This is a genomic window from Alistipes sp. AF14-19 (assembly GCF_003461645.1).
Taxonomy (GTDB): Bacteria; Bacteroidota; Bacteroidia; order Bacteroidales; family Rikenellaceae; genus Alistipes; species Alistipes shahii.
This window is the reverse complement of the sequence record NZ_QTXM01000021.1, coordinates 22,928-45,890: the sequence shown is the minus strand read 5'-3', so window position 1 is coordinate 45,890 and position 22,963 is coordinate 22,928. Positions and strand designations below refer to the sequence as shown.

Below are 22,963 nucleotides of genomic sequence, written 5' to 3'. Positions count from 1 at the left end.
ATCGTAAAATTGGTCTTGTTAAAGATGCTTTATTTTAATTCAACCAACGGGTATTATCTATTTTCTAATAGAGCTGTGTTTAAAGAATTGGTGCGAGCTTCTGAGGGTGTGCCCCGAGATATGATTAATATTTTTAATTTAGCTTATTTTGATGCTCAAAAGCAAAATAAAAATAAGATAGATAAGCCAATTATTTTATCTGCAGCAAGAGATTGGTTTGAAAAAGATAAATTTACAAATATTGATGATTCTCTAAATTATGTTTTACAAAGAATTGTGACAGAGGTAATTGGTAATCGTAAGGCTCGGTCATTTTTAATTCGTCGAGAACTTGAGAGGAATGATGTGATTCAGCGATTATTTGATGCTCGCGTTATACATTTTGTAAAAAGAGGGTATGCAGACAAAGATAATCCGGGCGTACGTTATAATATATATACATTAGATTATGGGACGTATGTAGATTTATTGAAAACAGCTAAAAAACCAGATGGTTATTTGCCATTGGATGAGAATGTGTCTTCTAAGGATCTTGTTGTGCCATTTGATGACAAACGAAGTATTAGAAGGATTATTCTAACAGAGGAAATGCTAAAACTAAATTAAAAAATAAGATTAAGAGTTGGAATACTCACTGTGATGTTCGTATTTAAGTTGTTGATATGAATTATATTACGATGTAATTTCGAGTCCTCCTCCCGCTACCAAAGCGGACAATTCTACGGAGTTGTCCGTTTTTTTGTTTGCCGGAATGAATGGTCGGGCAAACGGCGCGCTATTTGCAGCAGCAGTCGATACCATAAAATTTCCAAAGCCATGAAAGAGAACAAAGACACCGCCTGCGAACCTTGCGAGCAGAATTTCGAGCGTAACATCAATCGTTTGGTTAAAGAGGGCAAGGCTCCGACGCCCAAAGCCCGTCAGCAGAAAGAGCATGAAGTGAAATCGGCTTTCGCCGAAATCGGGAAGGAGCGTAAATAGTCCGTTTTCCGCGCCGCAAAGGCAAGGGGCAGGTCCGTCCGGACCTGCCCCTCGTCGTTTATTCGGCCCTGCCTGCCGGACGCCTGTTCCTGCCGGGCATTCCCCGCAGGTCGTCGCCCAGGTCCTCGCGCGCCGCATCGGCGATCCGCATCAGCTCCTCGACCACTTCGGGATGCTGGTTCTGAACGTCGTAGCGTTCGCCGGGGTCGCGGCGCATGTCGTAGAGCGCCAGCGGGAATTCGTGCCCTTCGGCCACCTTGCCCGGGCGTCCGCCGTTGCCGGGCGGGAATGCTTCGTAACTGCGGCCCGGATGGGCGAACACGAGTTTGTAGTGTCCGTCGCGCACGGCTTCCAGGCTGTTTTTCCGGTAGTAGAACAGGAACGACGTGCGTGGCGCGGCGTCCGGCACGCCCTCGAACAGGCTGCGGATGCTTACGCCGTCGATTTGCTTCGCCGGGAGCGGCGTGCCCGCGATCTCCGCGAAGGTCGGCAGCAGGTCGATGGACGAGGCCAGCTGGTTGCAGATCGTTCCGGCGGGCGTCGTCCCCGGCCACCACACGATGCACGGCACGCGCTGCCCGCCTTCGAAGGTGGTTCCCTTGCCTTCGCGAAGACCGCCCGTCGAGCCGGCGTGGTCGCCGTAGTTGATCCACGGCCCGTTGTCCGAAGTGAGCACGACGATCGTATTGGAGGCCGCGCCGCTCTTTTCCAGCGCCTTGAGCACTTCGCCCACGCTCCAGTCGATCTCCATCATCACGTCGCCGTACAGTCCCTGCTCGCTTTTGCCCTTGAACTTGTCCGAGACGAAGAGCGGCACGTGCGGCATGGAGTGGGCCAGGTAGAGGAAGAACGGGCCTTCGGACCTGCGTGTGATGAAGTCGACGGCATGTTCCGTGTACCGGGTGGTGAGCTGCGCCTGGTCCGCGGCCGAGACCGACGGGTTGACGACCTTGCGCCCTTCGTACAGCGGCAGCGGCGGATAGGACGACGTCTGCGGATGGTGGGGCCACATGTCGTTGGAGTAGGGCAGCCCGAAGTATTCGTCGAAACCGTGGTCGAGGGGCATAAGCCCCGGGCGGCATCCCACGTGCCATTTGCCGACGATGGCGGTTGCGTAGCCGGCTTTCTTCAGGTTTTCGGCCATGGTCTCCTCGTCGGGGTTGAGTCCTGTTTTCGATTTCGGACCGAGCGCCCCGGCGAATCCGATGCGGTTGGGGTAGCATCCCGTCAGAAGCCCGGCGCGCGAAGCGCTGCTGACAGCCTGGGCGCTGTAATAATTGGTGAAGCGCATGCCTTCGGCGCAGAGCCGGTCGATGTTGGGTGTCCGGTATCCGGTGGCCCCCGTTGCGGTCAGGTCGCCGTAGCCCATGTCGTCGAGGTGGATGAGCACGATGTTCGGCGGCTGTTGTCCGGGGTGTTTCGGGTGTGCGTCAGCGTGCTGTGCCGCAGGAATTCCGGCGAAGGTCAGCAGCGCCATGCCGGCGGCCGGCCTGAATCTCGATGGGTTCATTCGGGTAGGGTGGGTCCTTGTCCGGGGATGCCGTTTCGTGAGGCCGGGACCCGTTTGTCTTCACGAGACGGACATGACATTTCACAAAATTAATCTTTTTTCCGGAAAATGATTATCTTTACGCGGTTTAATGAGCGGTGATTTATGGTTAAAAAGAATATTCTGGGGACCATCGGCACGACCCCGATGGTGCGGATCAACCGGCTGTGCCCCAATCCGAACGTGAAAATATTCGCCAAACTCGAAGGCTTCAATCCTACGGGAAGCATCAAGGACCGCATTGCGCTGCGGATGATCGAGGCCGCCGAGCGGGACGGACGGCTGACGCCCGGCAAGACGATCATCGAACCCACATCGGGCAACACGGGCATCGGGCTGGCCATCGTGGGGATCGTCAAGGGCTATCCCGTGGAGATCGTGATGAGCGAAGCGGTGTCGATCGAACGGCGGAAGATCATCCGCTCCTACGGTGCGAAGGTGATTCTGACACCCGCCGAGGAGGGGACCGACGGGGCGATCCGCCTGGCGCGGAAAAAGGTCGCCGACGCTCCCGGCAGGTATTTCATGCCCGACCAGTTCGCCAACGCCAGCAACTACCTGGCCCACTACCAGTCGACGGCGCTGGAGATCTGGCAGCAGACCGGCGGCAACATCGACTACCTCGTCTGCGCCATCGGGACTTCGGGGACGCTGATGGGTCTTTCGCGTTTCCTCAAGGTGATGAAGCCCGACATCAAGGTCGTCTGCGCACAGCCGATCCGCGGCCACTACATTCAGGGGCTCAAGAACATGGAGGAGGCCATCGTGCCCGACATCTACGATCCGTCGCAGATCGACGTGCAGGAGATGATCGAGAGCGAGGAGGCGATCTCCATGGCCCGGGAAATCATCCGCAGGGAGGCGATCTTCGCCGGCATGTCGAGCGGCGCGGCGATGCTGGCTGCGGTGCGTACGGCGCAGAAGATCGAGCGGGGCAATATCGTCGTGGTTTTCCCCGACCGGGCCGAGAAGTACTTGAGCACGACGATGTTCGACGAGTTCTCGGACTGATCCTCCGTCCGGAATACTGAAAAAGCCTGCGGCCGTTTCGGCCGCAGGCTTTTTTCGGGGAGGGAATCCCTATTTCTGCCTGTCGTAGGCTTCGACGCCGCTGCGGAGGAAATCGACGAATCCCTGCACGTCGAGGTCGTAGCCGCGGGGCGGAACCAACTCCTTCCCGCCGCGCCCCTGCAACACGTAGTAGGGCTGGGCGTTGACCCCGAAGGTCTTCAGCGCGTAGTAGGAGTTGATTTTGCCGAGGCTCTTGAGCACCTTGCCCGCATCGGTGGTCACCCATTCGCTCTCGGGAAGCACTTTCTTGTCGTCGGAGTAGAGCGCCACGATCACGTAGTCGTTGCGCAGGATGTCCAGCACCTGCGGGTCGGACCATACGCGGGCCTCCATTTCGCGGCAGTTGACGCATCCGTGGCCCGTGAAGTCGATGAAGAGCGGCTTGCCGACCTTGGCGGCGTATGCCTCGGCCTCCTTGAGATCGAAGAATCCTTCGAGGTTGTGCGGCAGGTGGAGGAAGTCGCTGTGTTTGGGTTTCTGTCCGTCGACGGTCAGCAGCATGCGCGCCTCGCCGCCTGCCGGGGCCGGTCCGGAGCCGTCCTGTTGTCCGATGACGAAGTCCTGCGTGTGCAGGGGCGGCAGGTAGCCCGAAAGACCTTTGAGCGGGGCGCCCCACATGCCGGGGACGAGGTAGACGACCAGCGAGAAGGTGACGATGGCCAGCGCCAGGCGTCCTACGCCGAGGTAGGGCATGTCGCTGTCGTGGGCGAACTTGATTTTGCCCAGCAGGTAGAGACCCAGCAGCGAGAAGGTCACGATCCACACGGCGAGGTAGATCTCCCGGTCGAGCAGTCCCCAGTGGTAGGTCTGGTCGGCCACCGAGAGGAACTTCATGCCCAGCGCGACTTCGATGAATCCCAGCACGACTTTCACCGAATTGAGCCATCCGCCGCTCTTGGGCAGCTTCTTGAGCATCGAGGGGAAGAAGGCGAAGAGGGTGAACGGCAGCGCGAAGGCGACGGAGAAGGCCAGCATCGTCACGATCGGACTCCAGAACTCCCCGGCGGTGGATTTGATCAGCACCGAGCCGACGATGGGTCCGGTGCACGAGAACGACACCAGCACGAGCGTCAGGGCCATGAAGAAGATGCCGGCAAGGCCTTTGGAGTCGGCTTTGGAGTCGGTTTTATTGACCATCCACGAGGGCATCGTGATCTCGAACGCGCCGAAGAACGATGCGGCGAAGACCATGAACACCAGGAAGAAGAGGATGTTCGGGAGCCAGTGCGTGGCCAGCCAGTTGAAGATGTCGGCCGTCACGGCGTCGCCGCCCACCAGGCGGGTGATCAGGATGATCGCCGCGATGGGCAGCGTGTAGAGGGCCACGATGAAGAACCCGTACATGCCGGCGCGGATGCGGCCCAGCGCGGGGCTTCCGGAGCCTTTCATAAAGAACGAAACGGTCATCGGGACCATCGGGAAGACGCAGGGGGTCAGGAGGGCGGCGAAGCCCCACAGAATGGCTTCGATGATCAGCCCCCACAGCGAGCCGCCGCCTGCGGCGTCCTTCTGTGCGGGAGCGATTTCGGCCGCAGGGACGGTTTCCGGTGCCGCGGCGCTCTCCTTGGCCGGAGTTTCCGCGGGCTGCACGGCGGGCGTCGCACCTGCGGGCAGGGTGATCGTCAGTTCCGTGTCGTCGGGCGGCAGGCAGCTCGTATCGTTGCAGATCATCCATGCGAGTTCCGCTTTGACGGTCGCCTGCGGGGCCGTGAGTTTCACGCTCTGGGCGAACTGCGCCTTTCGGGCGAAGGTTCCGATCTCCATTCCGAACGTTTTGTCGTAGTGGCGTTCGGGACGGGTCAGCTGCTCGACGCCTCCTTCGAGGACGGCGCCTTCGCCCGGGGTGAAGGTGATCGTCGTGGCGTTGGGCCCGCCCTCGTAGGGTCCCATGTCGTACATGTGCCAGGGAGCCGGAATGGATGCTTCCAGCACGATCCGGTAGGTCTGGCCGTCGAGGTGCTGCACCGAGCTTTTCCAGCTGACGCTCTGCGCCGAGACGGTCGTGGCGATCATTGCGGCAAGGACCGGCAGGAGGGTGCGAATCAGTTTGTACATAGTCGTGTCGCTTTTTATATTTCGGACAAATATACGGGTTTTTTACGGATAAATTGCTACATTCGCACGATGATTCGAATCTCGCTCGTCATTCCCACCCACAACCGTGCCGCACAACTCGTTGCGGCGCTCGAATCCGTCGTGCGGCAGGATCTTCCGCGCGACGAGTGGGAGTGCGTGGTGGTGAGCAACAACTCCACGGACGACACCGAGGCGCGTTTCGCGGCCTTTGCCGCGGCGCATCCCGGGTGCGGCCTGCGGCTCGTCGCGGAGGAGGGACCGGGGGTGTCGTACGCCCGCAACCGCGGACTGCGGGAGGCGCAGGCGCCGCTGGTGGCCTTCATCGATGACGACGAACGGGTCAACGAGGGGTTTCTGCGCGCCTATCTCGAATTCTTCGAAACCCGTCCCGGGGCCGTCGTGGCCGGGGGGCGCATCGTCGCCGAATACCCCGCGGGACGTCCGGCGTGGATGTCGAAATACGTCGAAATGCCGATCGCCAATCCGATGGATTTCGGAGAGCGGGTGCGTCCGTTCCCGGCGGGACGCGTTCCCGGGGGCGGCAATATGGCTTTCCGCCGTGCGGGGCTGGCCGGTTACGGGGGGTTCGATCCGACGCTGGGGCGCGTGAACGGCGAGTTGATCGGCGGCGAGGAGAACGACTTTTTCGAACGTCTCCTGCTCGGCGGCGAGACGATCTGGTATGTGCCGGGGGCGGTGATGTGGCACATCATTCCGCCGGCGAAACTCACCGGGGCTTATTTCCGGCGGTTGAGCTACAACGTCGGGGTGAGCCAGCGGCTGCGGGCCGAAATCCACCGCCGGCTGCCGAAGACCTTCGTGCTGGAGATCGCCAAATGGGCGGCGACGCTCGTGTTCTGCTGCACGATGCCGCCCCGCAAATCGCGGTGGCTGCTGCGCATGCGTCTGGAAATCAGCCGGGGGCTGTTTACGAAAATTAGAAATTAGGAGTTGCAGACTTTGGTCGCATGCGATAAGCCCCTCCCGAGGGAGGGATTTGGGGTGGGGCAGAATTGTAAATACGGCGGAACGCTGGGCGACAGCGAATTCTCCGGAAGAAAATTGGTTGTGATTCCGGTATGCGCTGCTGTTTTAAATACAAAGGGCTGAACATTTGTTCAACCCTTTGTATTTAAAACAGGTACTTTTCGTTTTTGACCTTGTTCACCAGCCGGTGGATGTCGGCCCAGGCCTCCTCGCCGAAGGTCGTGCCGACGACTTCGATCACCTTGCCGGCGGTGATGGCGCCGATCGTGCCGCACTGGCGCAGCGAAAGTCCGTCGCAAAGCCCCGCCAGGAATCCGGCGGCGTAGAAATCGCCCGCTCCCGTGGTGTCCACGCGCTTGGCCGCGGCCATGATGCCCACGTGTACGACCTCCTCGCCCTGTTTGATCAGCGCGCCTTTCGTGCCGATCTTCACGACGGCCAGTTCGCACATCTGCGAAATGGCCTGGAGGGCGTTCAGCGGCTCGGCCTCGCAGGTGAAGGTCTTGGCCTCGTCCTCGTTGGCGAAAACGATGTCGACGTGCTCGCTCACCAGCCCGCGCAGGAATTCGAGGTTCTCGGCCACGATGTTGAAGCTGGCCAGGTCGATGGCGACCTTCAGGCCGCACTTCTTGGCCGTACGGGCGGCCTTGAGGATCAGGTCGTGGTTCTGCACCAGATAACCTTCGACGTAGAGGCAGTCGTACCCCTCGAAAATCGACGGCTCGATCTCTCCGGCCGAGAGTTCGAGCGCCGCGCCGAGGTGGGTGACCATCGTGCGCTCGCCGTCGGCGGAGATCAGCGACACGCATTTGCCCGAACGCTCCCTGCCCCGGAAAATGATCGGCTCGATGCCGAGGTTGTCCAGCGCCTGCACGAAGAAGTCGCCCGTGGTGTCGGGGCCCACCTTGCCGATGAACCCGACGCTGCAACCCAGCTGCGCCATGGCGCGGATGGTGTTGCCGGCCGATCCTCCGAGCGAGAGGGAATAGGGGAGTCCGGCCACCGATTTCGAAATTTCGGTCTGGAGCCGGGTGTCCACGAGGCTCATCGAGCCTTTGGCTAATTTGAACCTCCCCAGCACGGAGTCGGTTTTCAGGTTGACCAGCATGTCGGTCAGGGCGTTGCCGATGCCAATTACGCGTTTCATTCGCTTATGTTCGGGTTTTTGTTGAATTCGTTTGCATTGCGGCCGTTCGCGGCGGGCAGGCGGAGCTGTCTAAATCGACAGGATTTTCACCAGTTCCAGCGCTCCGCGGTCGATGCCTTTGTCGTGTTTGATGGCCTTGGCGAAGGGCACGTAGACGATCTTGCCGTTCATCGTGCCGATCATCACGTTGCGCTGTCCGTCGAGGATCGCCTCGATGGCCGCTTCGCCCATGCGCGAGGCGAGGATGCGGTCCACGGCCGTCGGCGAGCCGCCGCGCTGGATATGGCCCAGAATCGTCACTCGCGCGTCGTACTGCGGGAACTCCTTCTTCACACGTTCGGCCAGCGCCGTGGCGCCGCCCGTCTTGGGATTCTCCGCGACGATCACGATCGCCGAGTTCTTGCTCTTGCGGAACCCGTGGTTGATCAGTTCCGCCAGCTGGTCGACCTCGGTCTCCATCTCCGGGATGATCGCCGCCTCGGAACCCGTCGCGATGGCGCTGTTGAGCGCCAGGTAACCCGCCGTGTGGCCCATCACCTCGACGAAAAAGAGGCGTTCGTGGCTTGACGCCGTGTCGCGCAGTTTGTCGACCGACTCCATGATCGTATTCAGCGCCGTGTCGTAGCCGATCGTCGAGTCCGTGCCTCCGAGGTCGTTGTCGATCGTTCCGGGAAGCCCCACGATCGGCACGTTGTATTCCTCGGCGAAAAGTCCCGCGCCGGTCAGCGATCCGTCGCCGCCGATCACCACCAGAGCGTCGATGCCCGCGGCCACCATGTTGTCGTAAGCCGCCTTGCGGCCTTCCACGGTCTTGAACTCCTCGCTGCGGGCGGTTTTCAGAATCGTGCCGCCCAGCTGGATGATGTTGCTCACGCTCTGCGATTTGAATTCAACGATCTCGTTGAATACCAAACCTTTGAATCCGCGCATGATTCCTTTTACGGTAAATCCGTTGTAGATTGCGCTGCGCGTCACCGCGCGGATTGCCGCATTCATGCCCGGCGCGTCGCCGCCCGATGTCAGAATGCCTATGCTCTTGATTCCGGCCATACTCTCATTTGTTAAAAACAAAACCGTTCAAAGGTACGAAAATATTTCAAAAATTTCAAAAATACGGGCGGCCCAAAAAGGATGCCGCCCGTATTTCCGGGAACTTTTTATTTTAACGCGAATGATTTCCGGCTTCGCTTACCGGGACCGGGCGGCGCTGCCGCGGGCCGTTTTTGCGCTGTCGGCGGCGTCGGTTTCCCGGCGGATCGTCACCGAGGCTTCGTCGTCGGTCTCGGAGGCTTTGACCGAGACCTTCCGGCCGTCGGCGTTGACCCGCAGTTCGCCCTGCTTCTTGTCGACGGTGATGTCGATGGATTTCGAGGGCACGGAGATGTGGAGCGTCTTGCGGCCCTCCTCGATCACGCTTTCGTCGTCGTAATCTTCCAGCAGGCGTTCGAGGGTGGTGGTGTCGCCGTCGATGACGATTTCGCTCTGGAACACCTGTTCGAGGACCCTGCGTTTCGTCCGGAACTTGTCGCCCACGTTCTCGCGGATGGCCACGCACGATACGGCGATGATCGAGGCCAGCCACAGCAGGAAGATGGCCAGCACGGTCTTGCCGCCGGGTTTGCGCGAGGCGATCAGGCACATCAGCACGTAGATCAGCAGGATGATGGGGATGAGCGTGGCCAGGATGCCCAGGCTCGCGATCCAGATCGACACCGTGTTGCCGAAGACGGCGGGCGTGAAGAAACCCTCTCCGCCGACGATCAGGGCGAACATGCCGATGATCAGGGCGCAGGCCGCCATGATGAGTCCGAAGACGATGAACCCGGCGATGATTTTCAGCAGGATCAGCACCACCTTGCCGAAGACCGATACGACTTCGGCGACGATCGGTTTGGCCTTGGCGTCGGGTTCGGCGCAGGCCGTGGCGGTGGCCGCGGTGACCTCGCCGATGGATTGTGCGGTGATCTTCTCGCCGTTCATTTCGAGTTTCTGCCGCGCCGAACGGGCCGCCGGAACGGCGAACCACATGATGAAATAGCAGATCAGGAAGATGCCGAACAGGTTGCCGAACATCGGGCTGAACCAGTGCAGGAAGGGAATCCACCCGAAGCAGGTGAACAGCAGGGGCAGAAACAGCCCGAGGCGCACCCACACTGGGTCGATGTCGAAATATTTGCCGATTCCGGCGCAGACGCCGCCCAGCTTGGCGTTTTCCGTGTCGCGGTAGAGCCGGCGGGGGATGCGCGGCGTGTCGCAGTGCAGGTCGCGGTCGACGCTCTCCCGGGAGATGTCCTCGGCCGAGCCCATCTGCCGGATGATGTTCAGGATCAGCGGTTTCTCCACGATGCGGGTGTTATCCTGCGCCGAGAGGATCAGTTCCGCGATGCGGGCTTCGATGTCGGCGACGATCTCCGCGCCGTCGGCCGTGTCCTTATAGGTTGTCTTGAGGCTCTCGAGGTAGGTTTCGAGGGCCTCGTAAGCGTCGGCGTCCATCGTGAATGCCACGCCCGAGATGCTGCATTTTTTAACCTCTTTCATGGTTGTCGCGTCGTTTCGGAATTCAGAGTTTGCGGATGCTGCCGCCGCTCGACTTTTCCAGCGAAGTCTGGCAGTCGCCCGAGTAGCGGACCGACGAGCCGCTCGATGCGCTGGCGGTGAGTTTTCCGCTGCAATCGATCGAAGCGCTGGCGGCGCTCGATGTGTCGATCGAGGCGTTGACGGCCGAGAATTTTTCGGCGTTGAGTTTCGATGCCGAACTCATGTCGGCCCTGAACGTCCCGGCGGAACCTTCGAGGATGATTTTCGATGCGCTCGATGCGTCGAGCGAACAGCTTTCGGCCTCGATCGAGGCCTCGACCTTCGAGGCGCTCGATGTTTCGATGGTGCAGGAGACGGCTTCCACCGCGGCTTTGATCTTGGCGGCGCTCGAAGCCTCGATGCTGAATTTGCCGGCTTTGAGCGTCGTCTCGCCGATGATCTTCGAGGCGCTCGAAGCGTCGAGCGAGCGGATTTTCCCGTTGGCCGGGACGGTGATCGTGACGTTGCCGTTCTGGATGTTGTTCACCTTTTGATCGAGGGTGGCTTCGAGTTTGCCCTTGACGGCCCGGACCACCACCAGGTCGATCAGGTTGTCGTCGGCTTCGATGCGGATGTCCGACACCTTGTCCGAGATGACGACTTTCACGGCGCGCGAGGCTTCGATGCCGTCGAAATCGGGTGCCGGAACGGTTTTGGTGACGATCTTGCCGCTGCCCTTGATGTTTTTGCCCAGCAGGGGCGCTGCGACGCAGGCGACATAAGCGGTTGCGGAGAGGCACGCTGCGATCAGGACGGCTATCAGCAGGAGTTTTTTCATGGTTTTGTTTTTTGGGGGTTAATTGTTTTTTCCGTGGCGGATGAGTTGGATCTGTCCGACGAGTTCATCCCAGGCTTCGTCGAGCGTTGCGAGGTATTCGCGGCCTTTGTCCGTGAGCGTGTAGTACTTGCGGGGCGGACCCTGCGGGGATTCCTCCCAGCGGTAGGTCAGCAGTCCGGCATTTTTCTGCCGGGTGAGGATCGGGTAGAGCGTACCCTCGACTACGATCATCTCGGCCTGCTTGAGTTCGGCGATGATCTTCGGAGCATACGAGTCCTCGCGGGAGAGAATGGCGAGGATGCAGTACTCCAGAATTCCTTTGCGCATTTGCGCCTTTACGTTGTCTTCAGCCATGGTGCTATGCGTTTAACCTTTTGGGGGCTTTGGGAACGATCAGCCAGAGGATGATGTAAACCCAGAGCGAGAGACCTCCGAAGAAGATCAGGAGCAGGGTTGCGATGCGTACCAGTGATGTATCGAGTCCGAAGAATTCGGCCAGGCCGGCACAGACGCCTGCGATAATGCTGTCTTGGGAACGGAATAACCGTCTGTTTTCGTTCGTTGCCATGATTTTATCGGTTTTTGCTGTTGATATTGAATTTTCGGGCCGGCTCCTCGGGAATGACGATCCAGAGGATGATGTAGGCCCAGATCGAAAGTCCGCCGAAAAGGATCAGCAGGAGCATCAGCAGCCGGATCAGCGTCGGGTCGGAGTCGAAGTACGCGGCGAGACCCCCGCAGATGCCGGCGATCGAACGCTCGGTGCGCGAGCGGTAGAGTTTGCGCAGGGGCGGCTGTTCGGCGGATTCGGTTCCGGTCCCTCCCTCGGCGGACTCGGACCGCTCCGCGCCGCGGGGTTCGCCGAAATCGGCCGGACTGCCCATCTGGGCCATCGTCGCACGGACGACGTCGAGCGTAATGACCCGCATGGGCGAGGCGACCCGCTCGCGGAATATCTCCGCCACACGGGCCTCGATGTCGCCCATCGTTTCGGCGTCACCCTCCGGCAGGCGCCGCCGGATGTCGTCGAAATAGCTGCCCAGTACCCGGTAGGCGTCCTCGTCGAGGATGAATGCCACGGAGCCGATGTTTACGTTTACAGTCTCTTTCATGGTCGTAAAAGTATTGTCGCGGTTTGATGTTTTGCGGGTTTTACTATTATTACAATGCAAATATAATACGAATTTTAGTATTATGTAATACAGAGTACCTCATTTTTTGAAATTATTTTTCATACCTATATTTAGAACGGCGGCAATTTGGGGTTCGGGGGGGGGTATGCGCCGGAGAGGAACTCGCGGTTCGGCGGGGTCTCTTCTCCCCCCCCCTTTCAAAGGGAGGCCGGGAGGGATTGTCTGTCTGGATGCGCGACGCGCATATCGCCCGGCATAAAAAGGGCCGGAGCAACGCTCCGGCCCTGGTCGTTATCGCTGCTGCGACAGTCGTTAGTCCTCGAGCTTCGCCGAGAGGAACTCGCGGTTCAGACGGGCGATATGCGCAATGGAAATCTGCTTGGGGCACTCGGCCTGGCAGGCTCCCGTGTTGGTGCAGTTGCCGAAGCCCAGTTCGTCCATCTTGGCGACCATCGCCTTGGCGCGGCGCGCACCCTCGACACGGCCCTGGGGCAGTTTGGCGAGCGACGACACGCGGGCGGCGACGAAGAGCATGGCCGAACCGTTCTTGCACGTCGCGGCGCAGGCTCCGCAGCCGATGCAGGCGGCGGCGTCCATCGACTCCTCGGCGTCGGCCTGCGAGATCGGAATGGCGTTGGCGTCGGGCACCGAGTTCGTGCGCACCGAGATGAAGCCTCCGGCCTGCAGAATCTGGTCGTAAGCCGAACGGTTCACCACGAGGTCCTTGATGACGGGGAACGCTGCCGAGCGCCACGGCTCGATGGTGATCGTCGCGCCGTCCTTGAACTTGCGCATGTAGATCTGGCAGGTCGTGGCGCCCTGGCTGGGACCGTGGGCCTGTCCGTCGATGTGCAGCGAGCACATGCCGCAGATACCCTCGCGGCAGTCGTGGTCGAAGGCCACCGGCTCCTTGCCCTCGTGGATGAGATTGTTGTTCAGGATGTCGAGCATTTCGAGGAACGAGGTGTCGGCCGAAATGTTCTCCACCTTGTAGCTCTCGAAAGCGCCTTTGGATTTAGCGTCCTTTTGACGCCATATCTTTAATGTAAAATTCATGGTTTCGATTCGATATTAAAGTTCAACGTCAAATGGCCTTAATCTTTGTAGTTGCGCTGTGCGGGGTGCACGAACTCGAAGTTCAGCGGCTCCTTGGTGAGTTCCGGAGCCTGGTCCATGCCCTTGTACTCCCATACGGCGGCGTATACGAAGTTCTCGTCGTCGCGCTTGGCTTCGCCCTCCTCGGTCTGGTGTTCCGTGCGGAAGTGGCCGCCGCACGACTCCTCGCGGTTGAGGGCGTCGCGGGCCATCAGCTCGCCCAGCTCCAGGAAGTCGGCCAGACGCAGCGCCTTTTCAAGTTCGACGTTGAAGTCGTTCTCCTTGCCTACGACCTTCACGTCCTTCCAGAACTCCTTGCGCAGGGCCTGAATCTCGGTGATGGCCTTTTCGAGGGACTCTTTCGTACGGGCCATGCCGACGTTCTCCCACATGATGTGGCCCAGCTTCTTGTGGATGTCGTCCACCGACTGCTTGCCGTTGATCGCGAGAAGTTTCGCGATCTTCTCCTTGACGCCCTTCTCGGCCTCGTCGAAGGCCTTGGTGTCGGTCTTCACCTTCGGGGCCTGGATCTTGTGCGAGAGGTAGTCGCCGATGGTGTAGGGCAGCACGAAGTAACCGTCGGCAAGACCCTGCATCAGGGCCGATGCGCCGAGGCGGTTGGCGCCGTGGTCCGAGAAGTTGGCCTCGCCGATGGCGTAGAGACCCGGGATGGTGGTCATCAGGTTGTAGTCGACCCAGATGCCGCCCATCGTGTAGTGCACGGCGGGGAAAATCTGCATCGGCTGCTCGTAGGGGCTGACGTCGGTGATCTCCTCGTACATGTCGAAGAGGTTGCCGTAACGCTGCTTGATAATGTCCTTGCCCAGACGCTCGATGGCGGTCTTGAAGTCGAGGTATACGGCCAGACCGGTCTCGTTCACGCCGTAGCCTGCGTCGCAACGCTCCTTGGCGGCGCGCGAAGCCACGTCGCGCGGCACGAGGTTGCCGAAGGCCGGGTAGCGGCGTTCCAGATAGTAGTCGCGGTCCTCCTCGGCGATCTGCGAGGGTTTGAGCTTGCCGGCGCGGATGGCCTTCACGTCCTCGAGTTTCTTGGGAACCCAGATACGGCCGTCGTTACGCAGCGACTCGGACATCAGCGTCAGCTTCGACTGCTGGTCGCCGTGAACGGGGATGCAGGTGGGGTGGATCTGCGTGAAGCAGGGGTTGGCGAAGCCGGCGCCCTTGCGGTAGCACTGGAATGCGGCCGAGCCGTTCGACGCCATGGCGTTGGTCGACAGGAAGAAGACGTTGCCGTAGCCGCCCGTGGCGATCACGACGGCGTGGGCGCCGTGGCGCTCGATCTCGCCCGTCACGAGGTTGCGGGCGATGATGCCCTTTGCCTCGCCGTCCTCGATGACGATGTCCAGCATCTCGTGGCGCGGGTAGCTCTTCACCGAACCGGCCGCAATCTCCTTGTTGAGGGCCGCGTAGGCGCCCAGCAGAAGCTGCTGGCCCGTCTGGCCGCGGGCGTAGAACGTACGCGATACCTGCGCGCCGCCGAACGAACGGTTGGCCAGCAGGCCGCCGTACTCGCGGGCGAAGGGGACGCCCTGGCCCACGCACTGGTCGATGATCAGGTTCGAGACCTCGGCCAGACGGTAGACGTTGGCCTCGCGGGCGCGGTAGTCGCCGCCCTTGATCGTGTCGTAGAACAGGCGGTATACCGAGTCGTTGTCGTTCTGGTAGTTCTTCGCTGCGTTGATACCGCCCTGGGCCGCGATCGAGTGGGCGCGGCGGGGCGAATCCTGAATGCAGAATACCTTGACGTTGTAGCCCAGTTCGCCGAGCGAAGCGGCTGCGGAGGCGCCTCCCAGACCCGTACCGACGATGATGATGTCGAGCTTGCGCTTGTTGGCGGGGCTTACGACCTTGATAGCTGTCTTATGGTTGCTCCACTTTTCGGCCAGAGCACCGGCAGGAATTTTAGCATCTAATTTTAAAGCCATATCGTTTGTGTGTTTATTATTCTACAAAGGGGGTGATTAGCATGCGCCTGCGATGCAGGGGCAGAAGAAGTAGACGAGCACCACGGCGGCGAATCCGAGGAATATGATCGTGGCCACGATGTTGGCGATGCACTTCAGGCGGGGATACCACGTGTCGTTGGCCCAGCCCACGGTCTGGAACATCGACCATACGCCGTGCGTGAGGTGGAACCACAGGGCGGCGAACCATACGAGGTAGATCACCACGTAGTACCACTGCGAGAAGGTGTAGGCGATCAGCGAAGCTCCGTCCGCGGGGTCGAGTCCCAGCGAGTTCTCGTGCCCGCCCAGAATCTCCACGAGCTGCATCTTCGACCAGAAGTTGAACAGGTGGATCAGGAGTCCGCCCAGGATGATGAAGCCCAGTACGAGCATGTTTTTCGAAGCCCATGCCACGCCCGGCTCCTGCACCGTCACGGCGTAACGCTGCGAACCGCGTGCCTTGTAGTTGTTCAGCGTGAGGATGACGGCGTAGAGGAAGTGGACGAAGACGCCCAGCGCCAGAACGGCCGTTCCGGCCAGCGCGTACCAGTTTGCGCCCAGCAGTTCGCAAATCATGTTGTACGCTTCGGGCGAGATGATCGCCGTGATGTTCATCGACATGTGGAAGAGGATGAAGAGCACGAGGAACATGCCCGTCACGCTCATTACTAACTTCTTGCCAAGCGAGGAATTAGATAGAAAACAGCTCATAATGATTTTAATTTGTTATATTTGTTAATGATTTGTGTTCCGGTGCTTTTATTTTACGCACGCAAAGATAGCCATTGTTTGCGGAATAACAATAGAAACGGACGGGAATTTTATGCCTGAAAGGAGGGTTTTATGACCAAAAAAGAACTGCGCGCCGCGATGCGCCGGCGGAACCTCGGAATGGACGCTGCGGAGCGCGCCGAAGCCTCGCGCCGGATATTCGGCCGGGCCGGGCGGCTGGAGGCTTTCGGCGCGGCCCGGACGGTGGGTGTTTTCTGCTCGCTTCCCGACGAGCCGGACACGGCGGAGACGCTGGCGCGGTGGAGCGCCGTGAAACGCATCGTGGTTCCGCGCGTCGAAGGGGATGTGATGCGATTCTGCGAATACGACCCGCAGACGCTGCGTCCGGGGGCTTTCGGCATCGCCGAGCCGGGACCCGAGGCGCAGACGTGCGACCCGTCGGAGATCGACCTCGTGATCGTTCCCGGCACGGCGTTCACCGCCGCGGGCGCCCGTTGCGGCCGCGGCCGGGGTTACTACGACAAATACCTCTCCCGGCCGGACGTGCACGCCGTGAAAGTCGGCGTGTGCTTTGCCCACCAACTGGTCGGGGAGCTGCCTGCGGAGCCGCACGACGTGGCGATGGATTACATAATAACGGATTGAATGATGGATGCGAAAGAGTTTGCCTCCGCCTATGGCGAGGCGTTCAGACCCGCCGCGGGACTGCCGTTGCTGTTCTGGTATTCGGACGGGCCGGTGCGTGCCGTGCCCAAAGTCGAAGGATGTTTTTTCAAGGCGCTGGCCGAAGCCCGCGAGGGGTCGGCGGTGAGCCTCAATGCCGCCAATATCGGCTGCGGGGGCGGGAAGTTCTACACCGGCTTTGCACCGATGCCGCCCTTCGTGCCGGCCTTCGTGTCGCAGAAGGAGCACTACAAGCAGACGCCCGAAATGGTGCTGGAGTTCATCGGGCGGCTCGGCGTGCCGGAGGCCTCCGGTGCGTGGCTCAATTTTGCGCGCATTGATACGCCGCAGGCCGCGGAGGCTTTCGGTACGGCCGACGGGGCGCTGTTTTTCGCCACGCCCGACATATTGTCGGGACTGGTGTCGTGGGCCGTTTACGACAACAATGCCGACGATGCCGTGTGCGCGCCCTTCGGGTCGGGATGCAGCGCCGTCGTGACGCAGGCCGTGCGGGAGAACCGCCGGGGCGGACGCAGCGTCTTCCTGGCGTTGTTCGACCCTTCGGTGCGTCCGTGGGTCGACGCCTCGGAGCTGGGGTTCGTCGCGCCGATGTCGCGTTTGCGCGAGATGTGCGGCACGATGCGTGCAAGTTGTCTTTTCGGGACCCATGCGTGGAACAAGGTCCGGGTCCGCATTAATGGAGGGAATATATGAAAAAGAGAAGAGTGGCGCTGGTGCTGGCAGGCGGCGGCGCACGGGGCGTGGCCCATATCGGGGCCATCGAAGAGTTGGAGAGGCAGGGATTCGAGATCAGCGCCGTGGCGGGGACCTCGATGGGTGCGCTGGTCGGGGGCGTGTATGCCTCGGGGTACCTCGAACCGTTCAAGGAGTGGATGCGCGCACTCGATAAATACAAGGTTTTCAGCCTGGTCGATTTCGCGTTGAGCACCGAAGGGCTGGTCAAGGGAGACCGGGTGATGGAGGCGATGAAGGAGTTGGTCCCCGACGTGCAGATCGAGCGGATGCCCGTGCCTTTCGCCGCCGTGGCGGCCGACCTGCTGACGGGCGACGAAGTGGTGCTCGACAGCGGGGGATTGTACGACGCCATCAGGGCTTCGATCTCGATTCCTTCGGTTTTCAGGCCCGTGCACCGCGACGGCCGGGTGCTGGTCGACGGCGGCACGGTCAACCCGCTGCCGCTGAACCGCGTGCGGCGCGAGGAGGGCGACCTGCTGGTCGCCGTGGACGTCAGCGCCCGGTTCGGGGCCGATTCCGTCCGCCGGGCCAATGCGTCGCTGAATTATTACAAGGTGCTGATCGCTTCGTCGCAGATCATGCAGCAGCGCATCACGCAGCTGATGTGCCGTCTGTACAAACCCGACATCATGGTCGGGCTGCCCGCCGACAGCTACGGCATGTTCGAGTTCTACCGTTCGGAGGAGATTCTCGAGGCGGGGCGTGCGGCGACGCGCGCGGCGCTGGAGCGGCTGGAAACCGACGGTGAAAACGGTATGGTTTTTGCTGAAAGCGAAGAAAAGATTGCGACGGCCCGTTTTTGAAGAATTCAAAAGTAGTGACGCAACTTCACACAGATTTTAGGGCCGTCGCAATGTATTCGAGGATGAAGGAGATGGCGGAAAACATTTCCGGATTCCTTACGGGGCAAAGATAGAGAAAGTTTCCGGATTTGCAATCGCTTTGCCCGAAAGTGATATGGGTGCGTCCAAAATTCCGAAGGGGCGGGCCTTTTTCGCGTGGCAAATCCGTTTTTTTTCGCGCTGCGGCCGCCTGTCCGGGTGCCCGGTCCGGCCTGCGGGACGCATTCGCAAAGCAAATTCCCGGCTCATCGAGCCGGGAATTTGCTTGTTTGCGGGGTGGGGTCAGCGTCTGTCGCCTTCGCGGACGTAGGCCGCGATACGGTGGCTCCGCTTGCCGATGGGGATGCCCAGGCCGAGCGTTACGTTCATCGAACTCTGCTTGATGGGAACCCACTGCGGCGTGTGCTTCGAAGTCAGCACGTCGGTTGCCAGATAGAAATTGATCCAGTTGGGGCAGAGGTTCAGCGCCAGGCCGACGGCTCCGCCGCGGTTGTCGATCACCGAATAGCTTCCCGACACCGTGAACCAGCGCACGGGGTGGAAATTGACCGATCCGGTGATGTTGTGCATGGTCTTGTATTTCCAGACGCGGGCCGTGTAGAGCAGGCCGATGCCGATTTTGTGGCGCCACACTTCGTATTCGAGTCCGGCGTTGACCGACGCGTGGAGCATCTTGGTCGTGCTGCGCCCGTCGACCTGGTTGAATTTCAGCATTTCGAGGTCGAAATCCGGAACCGGCTCCGAGGCGTTTTCCGGAACCGTGGCGCCCGTGAATTCCGTCTCCTGCGTCGAGACGCCCATGACGGAGTTTTTCTTGCTCCAGCTGATGAATCCCAGGTCGGTCACGGCCAGCGACGCTTGCAGGTTGGGCAGGATGTCGTACGTGGCGCCCAGGTCGAGGGCAAAGCCGTATCCTGCGGGTTTGGTGGGTTTGAAGTCGAGATCGCCTATCTCGAAGGTCTCGCTGTCGGGGTCCGTTTCGACTTTGGCCCCGGCGGCCGTGAGGTCCAGCGTGCCCTGGGTGAGAACGGCCCAGCGGTCTTCGCGGAGCGAGATGTCGAAGCGGTCGTAGGTGACCTGCGCACGGGCGAGTCCGGCGAGGAACTTACCGCGGATGCCGATGTAGAGGCGGTCGTCCATCAGCGGGAACGAGTAGCTGAAAGCCGCCTCGAGGTAGGAGTCCGTCGAGGTGCCGAAGTTACGGATCTGGCCCTCCTTGCCGAGTTTGATGAATTCGAAGAGCGAGTAGGGCAGGTTGGCGTCTTCGTTGACCCGCACGTTGAGGTCGAACGACCAGAAATTCTTGTGGTTTTTGGTAAAGGCGCCGAATCCGATGACGTTCATGCGGAAGTCCATGCCCAGCAGGTTGTTCTGCTTGAGGCCCGAGAGTGCGTCGGCGGCCGACACGGAGCTGTCGAGCAGCGTCACCAGCTTGCCGTCGCGGGAGAAGAGGATGTTGTCCACGGCGATGTTGCCGCCCACGTTGATGTTCACGCCGCCGATGGCCGGGATGTTGACGTAGCCGCGCAGCGGCGCGAAAGCCGGGTTGAACTGGCTGCGGAAGGTCGAACCCTCCATGAAATAGGCCGTGGGGTTCTGGGCTGCGGCGCCGGTCGCCAGAAGCGCCGCCGCGATGAGGGTGTATATTTTTTTCATGATGGAGTGCGGTTTAGATGTCGAGTTTCAGTCCTCCGTTCTTGAGCAGGCTCAGGCTGATGACGATCTGGTACTGGTCGTCGCTGAATCCTTTGCCGGGATAGTATTCCGTGAGCGTCACGGGAATCCGGATCGTGATGCCCTCGACGATCTGCCGCAGGTCTTCGGCGAAAAGCTGCGTTTGGGGAATGTCGTTCGATGCCTTGTCTGCGCCGACTCCGACCTGGAACGTGATCTCCGTGGGCGAAAAACTCGGATCGAGGAGCAGCGAAAGGGGCAGCCCGCTGGTGATCTGGCCGTAGAGGAACAGCGTGTTTCTGGCGTTGGGCGTGCCCTCGGGGTCGAGGTTGTCGGCGAGCATGTCCACTATGTCGCTGCTGATGTCGATATGGCCGACTTCGTATTCGAGCTGGTCTATTCCGAGCGAGCCGGTCAGGTAGGTGCGGGCCAATGCGCTGACTTCGTCCGCGAGCCGTTCGCGCAGCGATGCGTCGTTGCGGTAGGCGGTTTTGAATGCTGTCTTGAAGGTTTGCTCGTCGGGAGCCGTCAGGTTGAGAAGCAACAGAAATTCCGCGGCGTATTTGTCCCAAACCAGATCGACGACCGATGCGAGTTTGGCGTCGCTGGCCCGCATCTCCTCGCGCAGCGTTCGGAGCAGCGTATTTACATACGTCTGATCGTCTTTGTCCTGCAATTTGACGAGGTCGACGAATTTGCCGTCGGGCAGCTGGGAGGGAAACCAGATGTCGGCTTCGCGGAAGATCTCTTCGATGTTGCCGCCGTTGTTTTTGATCTCGTCCTTCGAGACGAGCACCTTGACCAGCGGGATGCGGAACTGCGACCCTTCGTCGCCGATGGCGATGTTGTCGGTGTCGATGTTTCCCAGGTCGTAATCTTTGTCCACGCATGCGGTGGAGAGCATGCCGGACAGGAGCAGGAGGATAAGTTTTCTTATAGGCTTGGCGTGTAGTGAAATAGCGATGTGCAAAGATATGATTTTCGGACGAATTAAACAAAAAATGCGACCTTTTTATAGACTTTCCGATTTGCAATATATTTGCTAAATTTGCAGGGCGTATGGCTGAAACGGAAAAACCGGATCTCAAGGAGCAGGTGGCCCTGCTGCCGCTGTCGCCGGGCGTCTACCAGTTCGTGGACCGCTCGGGGACGATCATCTATGTGGGTAAGGCCAAGAGCCTGCGCAAGCGGGTGTCTTCGTACTTCGTGCAGTCGAAGGAGCACAGCGCGAAGGTGCGTGTGCTGGTGAAGCAGATCGTCGAGATCCGCCATATCGTCGTGGGGAGCGAGACCGACGCCCTGCTGCTGGAAAACTCGCTGATCAAGAGCCTTCAGCCGCGTTACAACATCCTGCTCAAGGACGACAAGACCTATCCGTGGATCGTCGTGCGGCGCGAGCACTTTCCCCGCGTGCAGTCGACGCGCATCCTGACGCGCGACGGGTCGCAGTATTTCGGCCCCTACGGATCGGTGATGATGCAGCGCAGCGTGCTCGACTTCATCCGCGAGGTGATCCCCCTGCGGACCTGCAAACTCAACCTCGCCCCGGAGTTGATCGCCAAAGATAAATATACGGTCTGCCTGCAATACCACCTGGGCAACTGCAAGGCCCCGTGCGTCGGGCGGCAGTCCGAGGAGGAGTATGCGCAGCTGGTCGGCATGGTCGTTTCGGTGCTGAAAGGCGACCTGCGTCCCGTGCGCCAATACCTCGAAGGGGAGATGGCGCGTGCGGCCGGGGAGCTGAAATTCGAGCTGGCGCAGCGGTACAAACAGCGGCTCGACGCCCTGGACAACTATGCCGGACGGTCGGTGATCGTCAGCGCGAAGATCGTCGACGTCGACGTTTTCTCGCTGCTGCCCGACGACGACGTGGCCTGGTGCAACTTCGTGCGCATCCGCCACGGTTCGGTCGTGGGCGTGCAGACCGTGAAACTCTCGACGGGCGTCGGGGGCGACGAGCGCGACATGCTGACGCTGGCCATCCAGCACATCGTCGAAAACATCGCCGGAGGCGAACTCTCCCGCGAGGTGATCGTGCCGCTGCTGCCCTCGACGACGCTGCTGTTCGAAGGCGTGACTTTCACGGTCCCGAAGCGCGGGGAGAAACTCGAACTGCTGGAATTCTCGCGGAAGAGCGCCCGCATCTACCGCGCCGAGCAGTTGAAAAACCTCGAAATCAAGAATCCCGAACGGTATACCGAGCGGCTGATGAATGCCGTTCAAAAGGAGCTGCGCCTCGACAGACAGCCGCGGCACATCGAATGCTTCGACAACTCCAACCTGCAGGGCGCTCATCCGGTGGCTTCGTGCGTGGTGTTCCGGGATGGAAAACCCTCCCGCAAGGAGTACCGCCATTTCAACATCAAGACCGTGACGGGAGCCGACGACTACGCCTCGATGCGGGAAGTCGTCTTCCGGCGTTATACGCGGCTGATGGCCGAAGGGGCCGAAATGCCCGACCTCATTATCGCCGACGGCGGAAAGGGGCAGATGGGAGTCATTCACGAGGTGCTGGAGCGGCTCGGGCTGGACATCCCCATTGCCGGACTGGCCAAGGACGACCGGCACCGCACCGCCGAACTGCTCTGCGGCTTTCCGCCCGTGCTGGTCGGCATCCGTCCCACTTCGCCCCTGTTCCACTTTTTGGCGCACATTCAGGAGGAGGTGCACCGTTTCGCCGTTTCCTTCCACCGGCAGAAACGCAGCAAGGCGTTTATCCACAGCGAACTGGAGCAGATCGAGGGGGTCGGGGACAAGACGGTCCAGACCCTGCTGCGCCATTTCCGCACGGTGGAAAAGGTCCGTGCGGCCAACATCGAAGAACTTTCGGCGCTGGTCGGGGCGGCAAAGGCGAAAAAAATCAGGGCCTTTTTCGAAAAATAGCCGTATTTTTTGAAAAGTTACGAAAATCACCTATCTTTGTCCACCCGATTCG

Annotated in this window: 21 protein-coding genes and 1 pseudogene; 8 read left to right on the top strand and 14 right to left on the bottom strand. The window is 60.2% G+C overall.

Going from position 1 to position 22,963, the window contains the following annotated elements; all coding sequences use genetic code 11:
- A pseudogene (locus DWW03_RS14185) lies at window positions 1-606 on the top strand (hypothetical protein); the annotation flags it as partial.
- Window positions 607-816: 210 nt separating this feature from the next.
- Entirely contained in the window at window positions 817-981 is a 165-nt protein-coding gene (locus DWW03_RS16685; protein WP_022061398.1) for a hypothetical protein, read from the top strand.
- A gap of 58 nt (window positions 982-1,039) precedes the next feature.
- On the opposite strand, the gene DWW03_RS14180 is transcribed toward DWW03_RS16685, so the two are convergent.
- The gene (locus tag DWW03_RS14180) at window positions 1,040-2,491 is read right to left on the bottom strand and encodes a sulfatase (RefSeq protein WP_204846777.1); all 1,452 of its coding nucleotides are present in this window, start codon (window positions 2,489-2,491) and stop codon (window positions 1,040-1,042) included.
- Between the two features lie 144 nt (window positions 2,492-2,635).
- Between DWW03_RS14180 and DWW03_RS14175 the strand changes: the two genes are divergently transcribed.
- Window positions 2,636-3,541 (top strand): PLP-dependent cysteine synthase family protein, encoded by a 906-nt coding sequence (locus DWW03_RS14175; protein WP_015548052.1) that lies wholly within the window; start codon window positions 2,636-2,638, stop codon window positions 3,539-3,541.
- A gap of 69 nt (window positions 3,542-3,610) precedes the next feature.
- Here the strand turns inward: DWW03_RS14175 and DWW03_RS14170 are convergent, their stop codons facing one another.
- Window positions 3,611-5,656: a protein-disulfide reductase DsbD family protein gene (locus DWW03_RS14170; protein WP_022061396.1), complete on the bottom strand. Its 2,046-nt coding sequence runs from the start codon at window positions 5,654-5,656 to the stop codon at window positions 3,611-3,613.
- Between the two features lie 69 nt (window positions 5,657-5,725).
- Between DWW03_RS14170 and DWW03_RS14165 the strand changes: the two genes are divergently transcribed.
- Window positions 5,726-6,625, top strand: coding sequence for a glycosyltransferase family 2 protein (locus DWW03_RS14165; RefSeq protein ID WP_022061395.1), 900 nt, complete (start codon window positions 5,726-5,728; stop codon window positions 6,623-6,625).
- A gap of 184 nt (window positions 6,626-6,809) precedes the next feature.
- Here the strand turns inward: DWW03_RS14165 and DWW03_RS14160 are convergent, their stop codons facing one another.
- The 10 genes from DWW03_RS14160 to DWW03_RS14115 form a co-directional block, all read right to left on the bottom strand.
- The gene (locus tag DWW03_RS14160) at window positions 6,810-7,811 is read right to left on the bottom strand and encodes an adenosine kinase (protein ID WP_015548048.1); all 1,002 of its coding nucleotides are present in this window, start codon (window positions 7,809-7,811) and stop codon (window positions 6,810-6,812) included.
- A gap of 69 nt (window positions 7,812-7,880) precedes the next feature.
- Window positions 7,881-8,861, bottom strand: coding sequence for a 6-phosphofructokinase (pfkA, locus tag DWW03_RS14155; RefSeq protein ID WP_015548047.1), 981 nt, complete (start codon window positions 8,859-8,861; stop codon window positions 7,881-7,883).
- A 138-nt stretch (window positions 8,862-8,999) separates the two neighbouring features.
- A complete protein-coding gene (locus tag DWW03_RS14150; RefSeq protein ID WP_022061394.1) occupies window positions 9,000-10,349 on the bottom strand; it encodes a PspC domain-containing protein in 1,350 nt (449 codons plus the stop codon).
- Between the two features lie 22 nt (window positions 10,350-10,371).
- Window positions 10,372-11,166 (bottom strand): head GIN domain-containing protein, encoded by a 795-nt coding sequence (locus DWW03_RS14145; protein WP_022061393.1) that lies wholly within the window; start codon window positions 11,164-11,166, stop codon window positions 10,372-10,374.
- Between the two features lie 18 nt (window positions 11,167-11,184).
- Window positions 11,185-11,520 carry a PadR family transcriptional regulator gene (locus tag DWW03_RS14140; protein ID WP_015548044.1) on the bottom strand — a complete coding sequence of 112 codons (336 nt, stop codon included), beginning with the start codon at window positions 11,518-11,520 and terminating at the stop codon, window positions 11,185-11,187.
- 4 nt (window positions 11,521-11,524) lie between these two features.
- On the bottom strand, window positions 11,525-11,734 hold the full coding sequence (locus DWW03_RS14135; protein ID WP_015548043.1) for a PspC domain-containing protein: 210 nt from the start codon (window positions 11,732-11,734) through the stop codon (window positions 11,525-11,527).
- A 4-nt stretch (window positions 11,735-11,738) separates the two neighbouring features.
- Entirely contained in the window at window positions 11,739-12,278 is a 540-nt protein-coding gene (locus tag DWW03_RS14130) for a PspC domain-containing protein (RefSeq protein ID WP_015548042.1), read from the bottom strand.
- A 333-nt stretch (window positions 12,279-12,611) separates the two neighbouring features.
- Window positions 12,612-13,355, bottom strand: a complete 744-nt coding sequence (locus DWW03_RS14125; protein WP_022061391.1) for a succinate dehydrogenase/fumarate reductase iron-sulfur subunit — start codon at window positions 13,353-13,355, stop codon at window positions 12,612-12,614.
- Between the two features lie 38 nt (window positions 13,356-13,393).
- Window positions 13,394-15,340, bottom strand: coding sequence for a fumarate reductase/succinate dehydrogenase flavoprotein subunit (locus DWW03_RS14120; protein WP_015548040.1), 1,947 nt, complete (start codon window positions 15,338-15,340; stop codon window positions 13,394-13,396).
- 36 nt (window positions 15,341-15,376) lie between these two features.
- Window positions 15,377-16,072 (bottom strand): succinate dehydrogenase cytochrome b subunit, encoded by a 696-nt coding sequence (locus DWW03_RS14115; protein WP_022061269.1) that lies wholly within the window; start codon window positions 16,070-16,072, stop codon window positions 15,377-15,379.
- Window positions 16,073-16,204: 132 nt separating this feature from the next.
- On the opposite strand from DWW03_RS14115, the gene DWW03_RS14110 reads away from it, so the two are divergent.
- The 3 genes from DWW03_RS14110 to DWW03_RS14100 are packed head-to-tail and all read left to right on the top strand — an operon-like array spanning window position 16,205 to window position 18,315.
- Window positions 16,205-16,738: a 5-formyltetrahydrofolate cyclo-ligase gene (locus DWW03_RS14110; protein ID WP_015548038.1), complete on the top strand. Its 534-nt coding sequence runs from the start codon at window positions 16,205-16,207 to the stop codon at window positions 16,736-16,738.
- Between the two features lie 3 nt (window positions 16,739-16,741).
- A complete protein-coding gene (locus DWW03_RS14105; protein WP_022061268.1) occupies window positions 16,742-17,470 on the top strand; it encodes a DUF169 domain-containing protein in 729 nt (242 codons plus the stop codon).
- Window positions 17,467-18,315, top strand: coding sequence for a patatin-like phospholipase family protein (locus DWW03_RS14100; RefSeq protein WP_015548036.1), 849 nt, complete (start codon window positions 17,467-17,469; stop codon window positions 18,313-18,315). Before DWW03_RS14105 ends, DWW03_RS14100 begins: the two co-directional genes overlap by 4 nt.
- 321 nt (window positions 18,316-18,636) lie before the next feature.
- Here the strand turns inward: DWW03_RS14100 and DWW03_RS14095 are convergent, their stop codons facing one another.
- Both DWW03_RS14095 and DWW03_RS14090 read right to left on the bottom strand, forming a co-directional pair.
- Window positions 18,637-20,010 (bottom strand): DUF5723 family protein, encoded by a 1,374-nt coding sequence (locus DWW03_RS14095; protein ID WP_022061267.1) that lies wholly within the window; start codon window positions 20,008-20,010, stop codon window positions 18,637-18,639.
- Window positions 20,011-20,023: 13 nt separating this feature from the next.
- The gene (locus tag DWW03_RS14090; protein ID WP_022061266.1) at window positions 20,024-20,998 is read right to left on the bottom strand and encodes a hypothetical protein; all 975 of its coding nucleotides are present in this window, start codon (window positions 20,996-20,998) and stop codon (window positions 20,024-20,026) included.
- An 89-nt stretch (window positions 20,999-21,087) separates the two neighbouring features.
- Between DWW03_RS14090 and uvrC the strand changes: the two genes are divergently transcribed.
- Window positions 21,088-22,911 (top strand): excinuclease ABC subunit UvrC, encoded by a 1,824-nt coding sequence (gene uvrC / locus DWW03_RS14085; protein ID WP_022061265.1) that lies wholly within the window; start codon window positions 21,088-21,090, stop codon window positions 22,909-22,911.
- The last annotated feature ends 52 nt before the right edge of the window (window positions 22,912-22,963 follow it).